Origin of the sequence: Chryseobacterium sp. C-71, assembly GCF_020911865.1 — a bacterium.
GTDB lineage: Bacteria > Bacteroidota > Bacteroidia > Flavobacteriales > Weeksellaceae > Chryseobacterium.
Genome location: NZ_CP087131.1, coordinates 2,948,758 through 2,964,640 on the forward strand (window position 1 = coordinate 2,948,758; position 15,883 = coordinate 2,964,640).

A 15,883-nucleotide genomic window follows, 5' to 3' on the forward strand; every position below is an offset into this window, starting at 1 on the left:
GCTGCTCAAAGTCGGGAGACTTTGAGCAACTAATTATTAAAATCTTAAACTGCTTTTTATAATTAAGCAAAAAACTTATCTTTGATAAAAGCACATTATGAAAGAAGGTTACGTTATAAGAGATCAGGAAAAAATTCACTTTATCACCTGTACGGTTGTTGATTGGATTGACGTATTTTCAAGAAAAAACTACAGAGATATTGTTATAGACTGTTTAAAATACTGCAATCAGAATAAAGGAATGCTGATTTATGGATATGTAATTATGACCAATCATATCCATTTAATCATACAGTCAAAAGATGGTCAACTCTCAGATCTAATTAGAGATTTAAAAAAATATACATCAAAAAATATTGTATTAGCAATTCAAAACAATCCGGAAAGCCGACGTGAGTGGATGTTGGAAAGATTTGCCAAGGCAACAGAGACACATTTCAGAAATAAGAACTTTCAGTTTTGGCAATATGGCAATCACGCCGAAGAAATTTATACCTTACATTTTCTTTGGGGATAAACTGAACTATATCCATCTCAACCCGATACGAGCGGGATTTGTAGAAAAAGCTCAGGATTATATTTATTCATCAGCAAGCTATTATGTAAATGGCAAGGGGTTAATTGAAATTGAAATAGCTGACAATCCCGTAGTAGATGTTACTAAAAAAAGTGAATTTTGGAAGTATAATAATTATGACCAAGATTGAGAGTTTTTACGCAAAGTCAGGAGACTTTGCGTAGCGGTGAGGTAATTTTGTATTTTGATAAACAATTCGAAGTCGAGATACTTTGCGTAGAAAGGAGATGACTATGCTACATTCAGGAGTCAAAATGAATATTTTAAATATTATACTTTAGAATCTAAAATTTGAGACGGATAAAAAATACATGAAAATACAAACGTTTTTAAATACTGCTATAATTTATTTAATAATTATAACGAACCAAACTAAAGCTCAAGAAACTATTGTGGAGGTAAAATCTAAAGTTGTTAAAATAGATTCTACTAAATCATTTTATATTATAGATATAGGTTTGAGAAAGGACAAAGGAATTTTTATCATTTCTAAGACATGTAATAACTATTTTTTGAAGCAAATGAAAATCAAAAAAAATATTGAGTATATCTTTAAATTCAGATCCAGACGACATAATCCTAATAATACCTTTCTTCCAAACAAGGATTTAATTTTTGAGTATGCTGATCGAAAAATTGTTTGGAACAATAAGATGAAAAAGTCATTTTATGAAGAATGTTTAAATATGTGTGGTTTATTTATTGAAAATCAATGATTTTTCTCGTTCCGAAAAGTCGCCGCTGCGCAAAGTCTTCCGACTTTGAGCACTTAGTATCTCCGCTGCCACCCGAATCCTCTGCTCCGCAAAATCCTCTGCTGTGCAAAGACTTTGAGCAAATGTGAATTTGCGAAGTATAATAATTATAATAAAGATTGATAGCTAAACGAAAGATATGGGAATATTACAACAAAGAGGAATTAAATTAGTTAAAAAAACAGTTAATGGATACACTTTTAAAACTGCGGAAACTGATGATTGGGATATGGTACATATAAAAGCTTTTACTGATACTAAAATTCTTGAGGAAATTATTCAAAACCTTGACTTAGCAATTGCAGGTCACTATGATCAAATTAACGATACAGGTTTAACAAATAAATATGATGACATTGCTTTTATTGAACCCAACGGGATAGAATATTGGGATCAAGATGCTCAGAATAAATATACTTTTACATGCTCATTAGAGGATTTTAGAGCATTATGTATAGAGTGGCTAAATTTTCTAAAAGCTAGATAATTTATATTATAGGTATGAGTGTTTAATATATAATGCTTTAGTTAACGAATCAACCGCTGCGCAAAGTTTCCCGACTTTGAGCCATTTATATCAAATAGTAAACGTAATCACACAAATCTTTCTTTCACTACCATTAATTTCTCAAAATGAGACCTACCCAAAAAACTTTAATTAAATTTGTCTTCAAGAAATTATTCCAATGCAAAAACACATTCTTTTATTAGCGGTTCTGTTAGGGTTTTCTATCAATGCCCAGCAAAAAACCTATTGTAACCCCATAAACATCGATTACGGTTATACGCCTTTTGAAGTCTTTTCAAAACAGGGAAAGCACCGTGCAACAGCCGATCCGGTAATTGTTAACTTTCAGAAAAAACTTTTTCTGTTTTCTACCAATCAGGAAGGGTATTGGCACAGCGACAATATGCTTGACTGGAAATTTGTCAAAAGAAAATTCCTTAGAGACAATAAATACACCCACGATCTGAATGCTCCTGCAGTTTGGGCAATGAAAGATACTTTATACGTGTACGGCTCAACCTGGGAATCTGATTTCCCGATCTGGAAATCTACAAACCCAACTGTGGACGATTGGAAAATTGCCGTTGATACTTTAAAAGTTGGAGCTTGGGATCCTGCTTTTCATTATGATGAAGATAAAAATAAACTGTATTTGTATTGGGGGTCAAGCAACGAGTGGCCGCTTTTGGGAACAGAAGTGAAAGTAAAAAACCTGCAGTCTGAAGGTTTTGTAAAGCCTATTTTAAGACTGAAACCTGAAGATCATGGTTGGGAAAGATTTGGTGAATATAATGATAATGTTTTTCTGCAACCGTTTGTAGAAGGAGCTTGGGTAACGAAGTATAAAGACAAATATTATATGCAGTACGGTGCTCCGGCAACAGAATTCAGCGGTTATTCTGACGGAGTGTATGTTTCAAAAAATCCTTTAGAAGGTTACGAATATCAGCAGCATAATCCATTTTCTTACAAACCGGGAGGGTTTGCAAGAGGAGCGGGACACGGAGCTACGTTTGAGGATAATTTTAAAAACTGGTGGCACGTTTCAACGATTTTTATTTCCACTAAAAATAATTTCGAAAGACGTTTAGGAATCTGGCCTGCAGGTTTTGATAAGGATGATGTGATGTACACCAACACGGCTTACGGAGATTATCCGACTTTACTTCCTCAATTTGCACAAGGAAAAGATTTCTCAAAAGGACTTTTCACCAATTGGATGTTGCTGAATTATAACAAACCCGTTCAGGTTTCATCCACTTTAGGTGGCTATCATTCTAATAATGCGGTGGATGAAGATATCAAAACGTATTGGAGTGCAAAAACCGGAAATTCAGGAGAGTGGTTTCAGACTGATTTAGGTGAAGTCTCTACCATTAATGCCATTCAGGTCAATTATGCCGATCAGGATGTAGAATTTATGGGAAAAACTGAAGGGAAAATGCATCAGTATAAAATCCTAGGTTCTAATGACGGCAAAAAATGGAAGGCTATTGTCGATAAAAGCAAAAACACCAAAGACGTACCTCACGATTATGTAGAATTAGAAAAACCAGCCGAAGCAAGATATTTAAAAATGGAAAACCTCAAAATGCCGACAGGAAAGTTTGCACTAAGCGGTTTCAGAGTATTCGGAAAAGGAGCGGGAACGAAACCCGGAAAAGTTCAAGGATTTGTTCCGTTAAGAGCTGATGCGAAAAAATATGGTGAGAGAAGAAGCATCTGGATGAAATGGCAACAAAACTCTGAAGCTGACGGTTATGTTATTTATTGGGGGAAATCTCCTGACAAGTTATATGGAAGCATCATGGTGTACGGTAAAAACGAATATTTCTTCACTGGAGCAGACAGAGTAGACTCTTATTATTTCCAGATTGAAGCGTTTAATGCTAATGGAATTTCTGAGAGAACAGAGGTTGTGAAGTCTGAATGATTTTAAAATTCGTAAAAATATTTATGCTAATTAGCTAAGGCGCTTTGAAATTTTCAAAGCGTTTTTTTATTTGATTTGTTTCAGAAATTCATCAATTTTTTTAATTAAAAAAGGTGCATTTTTTTCATTCGTCCAATCAAGATGCCCACCGTGAAATTCGAAAGATTGATTTGAAACTTCATTTTTATTTAAAACTGAATCTAAAATTCCTTTTTGTGATAATGGAATAACCTGATCATTATTTCCATAGAAAGAGAGAGTCGGAGGAGAATTTTTATTTACCCAATAAACAGGACTCGCAAAATTTCCTATAGAAATTCCTTTTGGAATTGCTGCAGGATCAACCAAATGATTTTCAACAAACGAATAATCTGAATAGTTTTTAAAATTAGGATCTGATAAATCTGATGGTCCTACAATATTCACCACAGCTTTTATTCTGTCTTTTTCATCGAAGCGATAAGAATAAAGCATTGCCAAATGCCCGCCCGCACTGTTCCCAAGAAGAATAAACTTCGATTTAATCGGTGTAATGCCAACTAAATAGTCAATCGCTTTTTGGATGTCATCAGTCTGATTCGAGAGTGCGAAGCTTGTTTCAGTTGCAAGTCTATAGTTGATGTTCGCAAAAGCACTTTGAGGAAATCTCTTCATCATTGATAGTGTGAAGTAGGTAAGGTCAGATTTCTTTCCTGCTTTCCAGCCTCCGCCATGAATAATTATGAAAATTGTTTTTACAGAATCTCTATTTTTCGGAATATAAAGATCCATTTTCTGTTCGGGATCGTTACCGTAAGAGATATCCATTTGTTGATCAAATGTAATGTCTTTGCTAATCGTTATTGTTTTTTCTTTACAGCTAAACAATACAATTAAACATAAAAATGCGAAAAATTTATTCATACTTAAATATAAACGAAACCCACCAATTTCTTGGCAGGTTTCTGTACAAAATAAAATATATGAAGATTGAATGTTAACGTGTTCTGCTTTTGATGGCGTCTGATGCGCCTTCGATGTCTCTCACCTTTTTTACTTTCTGGTTTCCGAAATTGTATGTGATGCTGAAAGTTCCGCCTCTTCTGAATTGGTCGTTTCTTACATAATTGTAATTTCCGTTGGCCTGATAATCTTCGATTTCTACGATGTTTGTTCTTAAGACATCATTTAAGTTTAAAGCAAACGTCCAGTCGTTCCAATTTTTCTTGATGCTTAAATCTAAACTCATCAGGTTATTCAACATTCCCAATTCGATTTGCTGTTTGTCTACGAAGAAATAATTAACGCCTAAAAACCAGGTTTTCTTTTTATCTAAACGGATGGTGTTGTTGGTTTGAATGACAATACTTGATGATTTTCTATCGTTAATGTAGGTATCAAAAACCTGCCCTGTTGTTGGATCTGTATTCAAAGTACCTTTATTGATGTTATGTTGTACACCGATATTGAAATTTGTTGTTAGGTATTGATTGAAGAATGTTTTCTGCATTCCCAGCATTGCAGACATTTCCTGTTTGTCTCCAAAATTGGTTCTGATGTAAGCCAATTGTCGATATGTTACACCATCTCTTACAATATCTCTCTGTAGCGGAACCTGAGTGATAACATCTTTAAAATAAGAATGATTCAGAATCAGGAAATAAGAATTTTTAAACATATAAGTCAATTCCTGATTATAGGTGGATGAAGCTTTTACGAAAGGGTTATTTTGGGTGTAATTATCCTGTGTAAGAATGTTTTTCACAGGATTCAGTTCCCAGAAACTTGGTCTTCTCATTCTGCTTGAAAATGCGTAGGAGATATTATTTTTGTCATTGATGGCGTAGTTAAAGCTCAAGTATGGTAGTAAATTATTATAGTTTCTTTCAAACTCTTGCATCGGTTGATCCGGAATTTCAGAAGTACCCAAACTTTTTGTGATTTCATATCTTGCTCCAACTTTTCCTGAAAATTTATCAGAAAACTTTTTCTCAAATGTAAGATAAGCACCATAGATTTTTTCGTCATAGATGAAATGATTAAGGTCTGCTTTAGCGCTTTCCAGATTTCCATTTTCATCATAGTAGTTGAAAAAGTTTTTTGTGTCGTTATCTGTTTGAGTAGCATTGAAGTTCCCTCCGATAGAAATAGTCAGGTCTTTTTTAAATTTCTGAATATAATCTACTGTGCTTGAAAAGTTGTTGACAATCTGAGGAATATCCTGAATTACATTTTGTCTGTACTGATCAAAAGCTCCGGAAGGTCTTTGTACCAAGGTTCTGTTGTCAGAATTTTGAAATCTTTTATAGATAAGGTAAGCCGCGTTCAGATTAAGTTTGCTTCCTAAAGAATCTGTTTTTAACTCGTAGTTTAAGTTTACCGAATTATTATAATTTCTTGCATTTTCAATATTGCTGGAACGGGTAATATCTGTTTTTGATAGGCTTCCGTCTGCTTTATAAACATTTAAAGTATTTAAAAGTTCAACAGTAGAGCCATAACTTTTGTTTGCCCAAGAATTCCATGATAATGCTAAATTGCTTTTATCATTTAACTGATAATCAAAGTTCAGGTATCCGCCTAAATTTTTGTTAGGATCGTCAATATCTCCAATTGACTCATTTTTTACTAAGTCTGTTCCGTTTTTCAAAATGTAGCTTTGAGCCTGAATATTTTCACCTCCGCTCAGGTTTGCGCTGATTCCCAATTTATCTTTTCTGTAATTAGCAGAGAAACTTGCAGAACTGCCATTGTATTTATTCTGAGAATTAGACATTCTCATGTTTCCGTTAAGCCCGTCGCTCATCTTCTTTTTCAGGACGATATTAATAATTCCGTCTGAAGATTCTACTTGGAACTCACTTCCTGGCACTGTAATCACTTCAATTTTCTGAATATTCTCAGCAGGTGTGTTTTTTAGAAATTGTGTAACAGATTCTGCATCCATATTGGTTTTTCTACCGTTGATGTAGATCAGCGCATTATTTTTTCCTGCAATTTTCAAAGTTTTATCATCGGTTGTAGAAAGCAGGGGAGTTTGTCTCAAGAGATCAAAAGTTGTGTTTCCTTTGGTAACAGGTGAAGCGGCAACGTCATAAACGAAACGGTCACTTTGTTTTTTGAAGACTTGCTTAGTCAATACAACTTCTTCTATTTTTTTAGTTTTTAGAGAATCTGTTTTTTTTTCTTGGGCAAATGTCAATCCGGTGAAAAATATAGCTGCGATGAGTAGTGGCGTTTTCATGAGTTTACTTTTTAATTAGTTTAGAAGCTTGTATCTGTTATTATTTTACATTGCAAAGATATGTAATAAATTTAGTATCATGCAATACAAAGTAGTAAAAATGTTTTGATTTTATTTATAACTAATTGATTGCTAGTTGTTAAAATTTAAATTAAAATTTTCCTTACTTTGAGTTTCTACATAATAAGACAACTGTAACAAGAGTTTTGTTACAGCACAATGTGTGTTTCTTTTAAAATTTAATTATTCTCTGTCGAAACGAGCCAGCTTTTTGTCAATCCAAATGGTGGCAAAAGGAAAAAATGCGGAGATCAGTGCAAAGACTGTGTCTTCATCATCCCAAGTATAGATTTTTCGTATAGAAGGTAAGAACAAAAGGTATAATGTGAAAAACAATCCATGAATGCTCCCAATAACACTGATATAGATGATAGGGAAAATACCTTCCGGATCAACACGGATCCAGATCATGGCTGTAAAAAGGAAAAACCAAGATATGGCTTCCGCCAAACAGATTTGCTTAAACCATTTAATGACTTTATCCTGAGGATATTTTGAGAAAAGATTTTCAAGAAATTCCATGATTCAACATCTAATTTTAACTAACAATTACTTATAAAAACTACTTCCGTCCAAATACTCAAAAACTTCCGGTGGAAGCATTGGTCTTACATTTTTTCCTTCCTTTATCATTGATCGGATCTCGGTTGCCGAAAGTTCAATCACTGGAGCTTTAATCATCGAAATATTTTCGTGTTGAAGATATTCAGAATCTTTTTTCTCCCTATCAAAAACTCTTGGATAAACGATAATGTGATGATTTTTAACTAAAATATCAGAATTTTTCCATTTATGAAGTCCGCTGAGATTATCTTCACCCATTATTAAACTAAAAGAACATTCAGGATGTTTTTCTTTAAGATAAGTTAAAGTATCAATCGTATAACTTGGTGTAGGCAGTGAAAATTCAACGTTAGATGCACGCATTTGAGGATAGTTTTTCACCGCAAGTTGCACCATATCCAAACGGTTATGATCTTTCAGGAGTGATTTTTTCTCTTTAAAAGGATTTTGCGGGCTTACTACAAACCACAATTCATGCATATCCGAATTTTCAAGAATATAATTAGCCAAAATTAAATGACCAATATGAATGGGATTGAAAGACCCGAAAAATAAACCGATTTTTTTCAAAGTTGAGGTTGAGTTTAAGGTTAGTCTTCTCTAAATTTCACATCTCTGATATTCAGATAGTGGGTCACATTCCCTTTCCAATGGTTTTCTTCTAAAGTAAAAGCGATGTCAAAAGATTTATTTCTAAAATCATCAGCAAATTGACCCAATTTAAAGCCGACACATTCGATATTTCTTCCTGTAGATTCTTGTTTGATGTAAAATTTAAGGTGATTATTATCTTTCCCCATCGTTTTCAGATAACCTGCAATCTTTTGATTTCTTAAAACAAGATTCGGTTTCATATTCTGAGGTCCGAAAGGGGCTAGTTTTCGATGGAAGTTAATAAAATCTCTGTTGATTTCGTCTGCATTTACGTCAGCATCTATTGTGATAGAAGGCTCTTTTTGATGATCCTTAATTTTTTCGGCTACTGTTTTTTCAAATTTAATCTTGAAAGCTTCAAACTTATCTTTTTCCATAGAAAGTCCGGCAGCAGCGTGATGTCCTCCAAATTTCAGAAAGTATTCCGAACAAAGATCCAGCGCTTCATGCACATCAAAATCTGAAACGGATCTTGCAGACGCTACCATTTCTCCATTATTTCCGTCGGTAAAAACCAAAGTTGGTTTATAATATGTTTCAATCAATCTTGAGGCTACAATTCCTATCACACCTTTGTTCCATTCAGGATGGTAAACAATCGTGGAATATTTTGTTTCCTGCTGAGATTCGATGACTTGGTTGAGTGCAGAAAGGGTAGAGTTCATATCGAGCTCTCGCCTTTCGTCATTCAGATTCATAATGTCGCCTACAATTTGCTGGGCGTGTTTTAGATTGTCTGAAACCATTAATTCGACAGCAGCTTTACCGTGAGAAATTCTTCCCGCAGCGTTTATTTTAGGAGCAATTTCAAAAACAATGTTTGAAATTTCAAAATGCGAAAGTTTATCTTCAGGAATTAATAATCTTAAACCTAAATTGCGGGTTTTTCTGAGAACTTTTAGTCCCATTTTTGCTAAAACTCTGTTCTCACCGGTCATGGATACGATATCTGCAGCAATTGAGATAGCCAATAGATCTGTGAGCTCAAATAATTCAGTTTCCGGAATTTTATAGATGGTATTTAATCCCTGACACAATTTAAAACCCACTCCACATCCTGAAAGTTCTTTAAAAGGATAGCGACAATCTGATCTTTTCGGATCTAAAACCGCCACAGCATCCGGAATTTCATCTCCGGGTAAATGGTGATCGCAAATAATGAAATCAATTTGTTTTCCTTTGGCATAATTAATCATGTCAATCGCCTTGATTCCGCAGTCTAATGCAATAATCAGAGAAAAACCGTTTTCTTTGGCGTAATCAATTCCTTCGGTAGAAATTCCATATCCTTCAGAATTTCTGTCTGGAATGTAAAAATCTAAATATTTTTTCTGAACTATTTTTCTTAAATAAAGATAAGTGAGCGCAACGGCAGTGGTTCCGTCGACATCGTAATCTCCGTAAACCATTATTTTTTCCCCATTTTCGATAGCTGTAGCAATCCGCTCAACTGCTTTTTGCATATCTGCCATTAAAAAAGGGTTGTGAATATCCGTGAAATTTGGTTTGAAAAATTCACGCGCTTTTTGGTAATTGTCAATTCCTCTGAGAACCAATAGTTTGGATTCAAAAGTTCCAAAACCAAGCGACGAACTCAATCCGTCAACAGTTTCTTCATCAGGTTCGGGTTTGTAAATCCATTTTTGACTCATTTCACAAAAATAAGTAAAATTTATTTTAAAAACCACCGAAATATAATCTTCATTATCAATTATGAGTCAGATATTATTTATTTTATTTACAGTGTTTTAAGGGTTTTTAAGGTATTTGTTTAATAAATATTTCATTTTTTTAATTTTTATGAAAACCAAACGAAAACTATTATCGTAGATATCATTAAACAGACTAAACCTTTTTAAAAATAATATTATGAAAAAACCAATTAATGTTTCTAACCAAGGAGCTACCTTGGATACCAGCAGAAGAAACTTTCTAAAACTAAGCGGTATTGGTATTGCCGTTGCCGGGCTTACTTTGGTCGGTTGCGATGATGACGATTTTGTCTACAATGATAATAAAATATTTGATTTGGGAATGGGCGATGTAGGTGTTTTGAACTATGCATACGCTCTTGAACAATTAGAAGCCGATTTCTACACGAAAGTGGTAAATAATTTCTATGCAGGAATTTCAACTATTGAAAAAGAAGTATTGACAGACCTTTATCACCATGAGGTTATTCACAGGGATTTCTTTAAAGCAGCAATTACTGGTGCAACCAATAATGTTTTACCGACACTTGAGTTTCAATATCCGAATGTAAATTTCAACGACAGAAGTTCTGTTTTGGCTACTGCAAAAGCTTTAGAAGATACAGGAGTTGCCGCTTACAATGCTGCGGGTAAGTATATTACCAATCCTACTTATCTTGTACTTGCAGGTAAAATTGTTTCTGTAGAAGCAAGACACGCATCGGCGATCAGAGATTTGATTAATCCTTTAACTGCAGCTTTCTCAGGAGATGATGTGGTAAATCCTACTACAGGACTGGATGTAGCAAAAGAACCGAAAGATGTCATTGCAGCAGCCGGAGGCTTTATTAAAACTCCATTTACATGGAAAGAAAGAGGCATTAATTAATTCATCAATCTCAAAAATCAATTATTATGAACATTCTAAAATTATTAGATAAATTGTCTGACGATTCTTTTTTTACAAAGCAAACGTCTAGATTAGATAACCTTTCAGATATAACTTCATTTGGTAAAAAAGCGGCTGTTGCTGCAATACCATTAGGATTAGGAAGCTTTATGGCAACGTCTGCCAAAGCTGAAACTACAACAGTTGACCCAACGACTATGAAAAGTGCATTAACAGATGCACTTCAGTTAGCATTGATTTTGGAATATTTAGAAGACGAATACTATAAAATTGGACTTGCTGCCACAAACCTGATTCCTGCTTCTGATAAAGTTGTTTTTCAACAAATTTCCAAGCATGAAGATGCTCACGTTACTTTTCTTAAAAGTACATTAACATCTTTGGGAGTTACTCCGGGTGCTAAACCGACTTTTGATTTTACAGTAAATGGTGCTTTTACTCCATTTACCAATTATCAGCAGTTTCTTGTCTTAGCTCAAGCGTTTGAAGATACTGGTGTTAGGGCATACAAAGGACAAGCAGGTAACGTGATGTCAAACAAAGATGTCCTTCAGGCAGCCTTACAGATTCACTCTGTAGAAGCAAGACATGCTTCAATGGTTCGTAGAATGCGTGCCAACAAAGGATGGATCGAGTTAGCGAGTGGCGGAAGTGGAAGTGGAGGTATGCCTCCTGCAACCAATGCAGTTTATGCAGGTGAAGATGTAACTATGCAGGCAGGGTTCAATACTGCGACAGCTTTCGGTGCAGCAGCAGGTTCTGCGGCTTACGATGAGGTCTTAACTACTGCTGAAGCAACTGCAATTGCAACACTTTTTATTGATTAGTAGAAACACATATATATAGTTTAGTTAAATCCTTTTTCGGTACTTCTCCGAAAGAGGATTTTTTTCTTTAAAAAGTATTATCTTAGTTGCACTAAACTATATTAAAATGAAAAAAATTATCATCTGTGCAATTGTACTAGGATCAATGTATCATGTGCAAGCTCAGAAAATCAATCTGGGAAAAGCAGCAGGAGTTGTCTCAAAAGGTGCTTCGGCATTTTCTTTCAGTAACGAAGATGCAATTAAACTTTCTAAAGAATCAGTAGATTATATGGATAAGAACAATGCGATTGCAGGCCCGAAAGATCCTTACACGGTGAGACTCAACAAGCTTTTTGCAAAACACAAATCTCAGGATGGCCTTAATCTGAACTATAAAGTGTACAAAGTGAAAGATATCAATGCTTTTGCATGTGCTGATGGTAGTGTGAGAGTATTTTCATCTTTGATGGATATCATGACAGACGATGAATTGCTGGCAGTTATCGGTCACGAGATTGGTCACGTAAAAAATCAGGATACAAAAGATGCAATAAAATCAGCCTATTTAAAAGCTGCAGCAATGGATGCCGCATCATCAGCATCATCCAAAGTTGCTACATTGAGCGAAGGTCAGGTTGGTAAAATGGCTAATGCATTTTTGGATGCTTCTCACAGCAAAAAACAGGAAAACCAGGCAGACGATTATTCATATGACTTTATGAAATCAAATAAATATAATGTTGTGGGTGCATACACCGCTTTCAAAAAGTTAGCATTGTTATCAGAAGGCGGATCAGCACAATCAGGATTTCAAAAAATGTTTAATTCGCACCCTGATAGCAACAAAAGAGCAGAAGCTGTAAAAAAGAGAGCTGAAAAAGACGGCTTATGGAAAGACCCAGGTACAGTTTCTCTACCAACAACAAAGTTGACTAAATAATTTTTTACATATCTATATAATAAGAGTTCGGAATATTCGGACTCTTTTTTTTTATATCATAATACTGGCAGAAGTTCAACCAAAGACTGCCTCACGCATCCTTTTCTTGAGTAGCTTTTTCCCGCTCTCCGCTGTATCTTTTTCTGTTTACCGCTGCTCTGCATCGGCAACCAGAAAAAGGATGCCGCTTTTATCGGGGCTAGGGAAGTGGTTGTTAGATCAAAATTTATCAGAGTAAGATTTTCCATTTCTAGCTTACGGTCAACATTTTGACAAAACTTCTATATATAAGATAAGAACATTGAAAATATGTCGAACAATAATAACCGGCATATACCTTTTTGTAAATTCAAGAAATAGGTTTATTGTTGAGCTCCTGCGGAGCTCACTGTTCATAGATAGTCGGATAGTATAAATTTTGAGCTCCATGGGAGCGTCCTGTTTGTAGTGTAATTTACAGTAAAGAAGATGAGCTCCGTAGGAGCGGCACATCATATTGCTAATTCTTCACCCGCTCCCTGCCACTCTGTGCTTCTCCAATCCTCCTTTTTGAATGCTCCTCGTTCTAGTCTTTCCTAACATTCACGCTCACAGTCATTCATGCCACCTTTCAAAACCTTTCAAAAGCTCCAACAAACAAACTCTCTAACTTCTCCCGACACAAACCCCCGTCCTCCATCCTCCAACCTCCAGTTTCATAAAAATTTTTCTCTCATGTTTTCAGCTATTTAGCATCAAATATGAATAAAATATGAATTTTATGTTAAATAGATTTGGAAGTAGGGGTATAAACGTACTACTTTTGCCCCACTGAAAACGAGAGTATATCAGTAGCGCAGGAGCGCCTCCGGGCGGATAATTTAAGTTACTTTAATAGGATGTAGATCAAGAAACATTCATTAAAATTTTTAGCGATAAAAATTTGTGAGTTTAGAAAAGATTTGTATCTTTGCAATCCCAATACGGGGAGCGCAGGAGTAGCGGATTAAGGGTTTGAGAAAAGAGTTTAGGGTTACTTAAAAAACTTTAAAATTTCTTCAAAAAACATTTGGTCAATTAGAAATAAGTTATTACTTTTGCACACGCAAATACGGCAACGCCCAACGACAGAAAAGGGTAGCTGAGGAAGCGGAAGAAGAGAGATCATTGAAAAATAGATATAACAACCAAGTAAGGAAAAACTAAAGCGTCAAAACTTTGAGTGAGTCAGACAAACATACAATGGAGAGTTTGATCCTGGCTCAGGATGAACGCTAGCGGGAGGCCTAACACATGCAAGCCGAGCGGTAGAAGATCTTCGGATCTTTGAGAGCGGCGCACGGGTGCGGAACACGTGTGCAACCTACCTTTATCAGGGGGATAGCCTTTCGAAAGGAAGATTAATACCCCATAATATAAGAAACGGCATCGTTTTTTATTGAAAACTCCGGTGGATAGAGATGGGCACGCGCAAGATTAGATAGTTGGTGAGGTAACGGCTCACCAAGTCAATGATCTTTAGGGGGCCTGAGAGGGTGATCCCCCACACTGGTACTGAGACACGGACCAGACTCCTACGGGAGGCAGCAGTGAGGAATATTGGACAATGGGTGAGAGCCTGATCCAGCCATCCCGCGTGAAGGACGACGGCCCTATGGGTTGTAAACTTCTTTTATACTGGGATAAACCTACTTACGTGTAAGTAGCTGAAGGTACAGTATGAATAAGCACCGGCTAACTCCGTGCCAGCAGCCGCGGTAATACGGAGGGTGCAAGCGTTATCCGGATTTATTGGGTTTAAAGGGTCCGTAGGCGGACTCGTAAGTCAGTGGTGAAATCTCATAGCTTAACTATGAAACTGCCATTGATACTGCGGGTCTTGAGTAAGGTAGAGGTAGCTGGAATAAGTAGTGTAGCGGTGAAATGCATAGATATTACTTAGAACACCAATTGCGAAGGCAGGTTACCATGTCTTAACTGACGCTGATGGACGAAAGCGTGGGGAGCGAACAGGATTAGATACCCTGGTAGTCCACGCCGTAAACGATGCTAACTCGTTTTTGGGTCTTCGGATTCAGAGACTAAGCGAAAGTGATAAGTTAGCCACCTGGGGAGTACGAACGCAAGTTTGAAACTCAAAGGAATTGACGGGGGCCCGCACAAGCGGTGGATTATGTGGTTTAATTCGATGATACGCGAGGAACCTTACCAAGGCTTAAATGGGAATTGATCGGTTTAGAAATAGACCTTCCTTCGGGCAATTTTCAAGGTGCTGCATGGTTGTCGTCAGCTCGTGCCGTGAGGTGTTAGGTTAAGTCCTGCAACGAGCGCAACCCCTGTCACTAGTTGCTAACATTCAGTTGAGGACTCTAGTGAGACTGCCTACGCAAGTAGAGAGGAAGGTGGGGATGACGTCAAATCATCACGGCCCTTACGCCTTGGGCCACACACGTAATACAATGGCCGGTACAGAGGGCAGCTACACAGCGATGTGATGCAAATCTCGAAAGCCGGTCTCAGTTCGGATTGGAGTCTGCAACTCGACTCTATGAAGCTGGAATCGCTAGTAATCGCGCATCAGCCATGGCGCGGTGAATACGTTCCCGGGCCTTGTACACACCGCCCGTCAAGCCATGGAAGTCTGGGGTACCTGAAGTCGGTGACCGTAACAGGAGCTGCCTAGGGTAAAACAGGTAACTAGGGCTAAGTCGTAACAAGGTAGCCGTACCGGAAGGTGCGGCTGGAACATCTCATTTTAGAGCGTCTTTCGACGTTAAACAAATAAAGGTACTTTACTGTACCATGTACTTACTTAAAAGAAAACGTTTTAGTTTTTTACTCGGTTGCTTATATTATAAAAATACAAAACCCACTAGAAATTAGTATCAGGGAAAGAGAGATTTTAGTTACAGAAGTTAGAGGTTAGATCATTAGAAGTTAGTATTAAAGCTAACAACTAAAAACCGACAACCGACAACTAAAAACATGAAGTCTCGTAGCTCAGCTGGTTAGAGCGCTACACTGATAATGTAGAGGTCGGCAGTTCGAGCCTGCCCGAGACTACTAATTGAGGCGGCTGGCAAATGGCTTATAGCTGATGGCAATAAAGCCAAAAGCGAGAAGCAAATCGCCAACGGCACCTAGAGGGGAATTAGCTCAGCTGGCTAGAGCGCCTGCCTTGCACGCAGGAGGTCAAGGGTTCGACTCCCTTATTCTCCACAATTACTGAAAAGTAATGAAAAAGATTACAGCGATGTAACAAGAATAGAAGTTATTAAAA

At 36.5% G+C, this 15,883-nt stretch carries 12 protein-coding genes, 2 tRNA genes and 1 rRNA gene; 10 read left to right on the plus strand and 5 right to left on the minus strand.

From position 1 onward, the window contains the following. Positions 1-97: 97 nt before the first annotated feature. From LNP04_RS13595 to LNP04_RS13610, 4 genes are all read left to right on the plus strand, one after another. Positions 98-517 carry a transposase gene (locus LNP04_RS13595; protein ID WP_324292094.1) on the plus strand — a complete coding sequence of 140 codons (420 nt, stop codon included), beginning with the start codon at positions 98-100 and terminating at the stop codon, positions 515-517. Positions 518-888: 371 nt separating this feature from the next. Beyond that, on the plus strand, positions 889-1,293 hold the full coding sequence (locus LNP04_RS13600) for a hypothetical protein (protein WP_229983476.1): 405 nt from the start codon (positions 889-891) through the stop codon (positions 1,291-1,293). Positions 1,294-1,471: 178 nt separating this feature from the next. Then, complete coding sequence (locus LNP04_RS13605) at positions 1,472-1,819, plus strand: hypothetical protein (protein WP_229983477.1); 348 nt, start codon at positions 1,472-1,474, stop codon at positions 1,817-1,819. 199 nt (positions 1,820-2,018) lie between these two features. Beyond that, entirely contained in the window at positions 2,019-3,773 is a 1,755-nt protein-coding gene (locus LNP04_RS13610) for a discoidin domain-containing protein (RefSeq protein WP_229983478.1), read from the plus strand. 66 nt (positions 3,774-3,839) lie between these two features. Here the strand turns inward: LNP04_RS13610 and LNP04_RS13615 are convergent, their stop codons facing one another. The 5 genes from LNP04_RS13615 to recJ form a co-directional block, all read right to left on the minus strand. Continuing rightward, entirely contained in the window at positions 3,840-4,676 is an 837-nt protein-coding gene (locus tag LNP04_RS13615; RefSeq protein WP_229983479.1) for an alpha/beta hydrolase, read from the minus strand. Between the two features lie 73 nt (positions 4,677-4,749). Then, a complete protein-coding gene (locus LNP04_RS13620; protein WP_229983480.1) occupies positions 4,750-6,996 on the minus strand; it encodes an outer membrane beta-barrel family protein in 2,247 nt (748 codons plus the stop codon). A gap of 243 nt (positions 6,997-7,239) precedes the next feature. Further along, positions 7,240-7,578, minus strand: a complete 339-nt coding sequence (locus LNP04_RS13625; protein WP_229983481.1) for a DUF3817 domain-containing protein — start codon at positions 7,576-7,578, stop codon at positions 7,240-7,242. A 27-nt stretch (positions 7,579-7,605) separates the two neighbouring features. After that, on the minus strand, positions 7,606-8,190 hold the full coding sequence (gene nadD / locus LNP04_RS13630; protein WP_229983482.1) for a nicotinate (nicotinamide) nucleotide adenylyltransferase: 585 nt from the start codon (positions 8,188-8,190) through the stop codon (positions 7,606-7,608). 20 nt (positions 8,191-8,210) lie between these two features. Beyond that, positions 8,211-9,926 carry a single-stranded-DNA-specific exonuclease RecJ gene (gene recJ / locus LNP04_RS13635; protein ID WP_229983483.1) on the minus strand — a complete coding sequence of 572 codons (1,716 nt, stop codon included), beginning with the start codon at positions 9,924-9,926 and terminating at the stop codon, positions 8,211-8,213. 217 nt (positions 9,927-10,143) lie between these two features. Between recJ and LNP04_RS13640 the strand changes: the two genes are divergently transcribed. The 6 genes from LNP04_RS13640 to LNP04_RS13665 all read left to right on the plus strand — a co-directional run bounded on the left by LNP04_RS13640 (position 10,144) and on the right by LNP04_RS13665 (position 15,822). After that, on the plus strand, positions 10,144-10,854 hold the full coding sequence (locus LNP04_RS13640; RefSeq protein WP_229983484.1) for a ferritin-like domain-containing protein: 711 nt from the start codon (positions 10,144-10,146) through the stop codon (positions 10,852-10,854). A gap of 26 nt (positions 10,855-10,880) precedes the next feature. Next, positions 10,881-11,702, plus strand: a complete 822-nt coding sequence (locus LNP04_RS13645; RefSeq protein WP_229983485.1) for a ferritin-like domain-containing protein — start codon at positions 10,881-10,883, stop codon at positions 11,700-11,702. 106 nt (positions 11,703-11,808) lie between these two features. After that, complete coding sequence (locus LNP04_RS13650; protein ID WP_229983486.1) at positions 11,809-12,624, plus strand: M48 family metalloprotease; 816 nt, start codon at positions 11,809-11,811, stop codon at positions 12,622-12,624. 1,218 nt (positions 12,625-13,842) lie between these two features. Continuing rightward, a 16S ribosomal RNA gene (locus LNP04_RS13655) occupies positions 13,843-15,359 on the plus strand. Positions 15,360-15,592: 233 nt separating this feature from the next. Further along, positions 15,593-15,666 (plus strand) — tRNA-Ile (locus LNP04_RS13660). Between the two features lie 82 nt (positions 15,667-15,748). Further along, a tRNA-Ala gene (locus LNP04_RS13665) sits at positions 15,749-15,822 on the plus strand. Positions 15,823-15,883: the final 61 nt, after the last annotated feature.

Excerpts from the sequence above, each read along its gene's own strand:
- LNP04_RS13640 (WP_229983484.1), top strand. The coding sequence starts at position 10,144 with ATGAAAAAACCAATTAATGTTTCTAACCAAGGAGCTACCTTGGATACC.
- LNP04_RS13610 (WP_229983478.1), top strand. The coding sequence starts at position 2,019 with ATGCAAAAACACATTCTTTTATTAGCGGTTCTGTTAGGGTTTTCTATC.
- LNP04_RS13625 (WP_229983481.1), bottom strand. The coding sequence starts at position 7,578 with ATGGAATTTCTTGAAAATCTTTTCTCAAAATATCCTCAGGATAAAGTC.
- recJ (WP_229983483.1), bottom strand. The coding sequence starts at position 9,926 with ATGAGTCAAAAATGGATTTACAAACCCGAACCTGATGAAGAAACTGTT.
- LNP04_RS13615 (WP_229983479.1), bottom strand. The coding sequence starts at position 4,676 with ATGAATAAATTTTTCGCATTTTTATGTTTAATTGTATTGTTTAGCTGT.
- LNP04_RS13620 (WP_229983480.1), bottom strand. The coding sequence starts at position 6,996 with ATGAAAACGCCACTACTCATCGCAGCTATATTTTTCACCGGATTGACA.
- LNP04_RS13650 (WP_229983486.1), top strand. The coding sequence starts at position 11,809 with ATGAAAAAAATTATCATCTGTGCAATTGTACTAGGATCAATGTATCAT.
- LNP04_RS13645 (WP_229983485.1), top strand. The coding sequence starts at position 10,881 with ATGAACATTCTAAAATTATTAGATAAATTGTCTGACGATTCTTTTTTT.
- LNP04_RS13600 (WP_229983476.1), top strand. The coding sequence starts at position 889 with ATGAAAATACAAACGTTTTTAAATACTGCTATAATTTATTTAATAATT.
- LNP04_RS13595 (WP_324292094.1), top strand. The coding sequence starts at position 98 with ATGAAAGAAGGTTACGTTATAAGAGATCAGGAAAAAATTCACTTTATC.
- LNP04_RS13605 (WP_229983477.1), top strand. The coding sequence starts at position 1,472 with ATGGGAATATTACAACAAAGAGGAATTAAATTAGTTAAAAAAACAGTT.